The sequence below is a fragment of the Thalassospira povalilytica genome (assembly GCF_002844235.1).
GTDB lineage: Bacteria > Pseudomonadota > Alphaproteobacteria > Rhodospirillales > Thalassospiraceae > Thalassospira > Thalassospira povalilytica.
This window is the reverse complement of the sequence record NZ_PGTS01000015.1, coordinates 1-1,185: the sequence shown is the minus strand read 5'-3', so window position 1 is coordinate 1,185 and position 1,185 is coordinate 1. Positions and strand designations below refer to the sequence as shown.

The window sequence follows — 1,185 nt, the reverse complement described above, 5'->3', positions numbered from 1 at the left end:
CTGACAACGGTCAGCAGCTGGCAAACAGCATCGAGTTCCAGGTTGGTGGCGGTAACACCGCAAACGACCGCCTGTCGATCAGTCTGACATCTGTTGACTCCGGATCCCTTGGAACCGGCGTTGGTGGCACTGAAACAGCTCTGAATGACGCAACTGTTGATATTGCAACTGCTGCTGCTGCTCAGAACACTGTTGAAGTTGTTACCCGTGCGATTGACGACTTGCAGCGCGCACGTGCTGCTGTCGGTACCTCGCAGAACCGTCTGGACTTTGCTGGTCAGAACCTTGCTTCCACGCAGGAAAACACTGAATCGGCACGTTCCACCCTGCTTGACCTTGATGTGGCTGCGGAAATGACCGCCTTCACCTCCAAGCAGATCCTGGTTCAGTCCGGTGTGGCCATGCTCGCACAGGCAAACCAGATGCCGCAGAACCTGCTGCGTCTGCTCCAGTAATCCTGGCGACTTGAAAATTCACGAAAAGGCGGCCTGTTGGCCGCCTTTTTTTTATTTTACCACCTATCGAAGGCCACTCATTCCACACGGTCGCCGTCACTGGGCATCCCGACCATTCTACGCCAGGTAAAGAAATGGCCGTTGAAAAACTATAGGTTCGAGTGTCATCGATTCGGCTTGATCCCGCCCTACGAGCAGAGAAACTCGATTTACGCGACCTCGTTTTGCAAAATTTATTTATTTATTTTCAATGCCTTAACATCATTATCAGCTGTCGTTTGATTTTTTTGTAGACGACAAACGAAATTCGATTATCAATATCTGACACGGTTCCCATAAATGTTGTTCAAGAAGAACTTCAGGGTTCCATTCTGCTGTTACATGTCGTTTCAGCACTCATTCCAAGTAGGAAGATGAAAAATGGCTCTCAATATCATTTCGAACTACGCTGCCAACGTTGCGCACCGTAACCTCACCGCATCTGACGAGATGGCGACCCGTTCGCTGTCGAAACTGTCTTCTGGTACCCGTGTTGTTTCCGCACGTGACGATGCCGCCTCCATGGCCATCGGCGCACGTCTGAACGCAACCACCCAGGCCCTTAAAACGGCAACGGTCAACGTTGGTCAGGCCAACTCGATGCTCCAGATTGCCGATGGCGGCATGGCAACCATCGATGACATTCTGGTTCGTATGAAGACGCTGGCTGTTCAGTCTTCTTCGGGCAACT

2 protein-coding genes are annotated in these 1,185 nt (G+C 51.4%); both read left to right on the top strand.

All coding sequences use genetic code 11. From position 1 onward, the window contains the following. Positions 1–455 (top strand): flagellin (locus CU041_RS20235; RefSeq protein WP_267893507.1); only part of this gene is annotated, 455 nt, incomplete at its 5' end. 420 nt (positions 456–875) lie between these two features. Continuing rightward, positions 876–1,185, top strand: a 310-nt coding sequence (locus tag CU041_RS20230) for a flagellin (RefSeq protein WP_456154841.1), incomplete at its 3' end; no start/stop codon positions are given.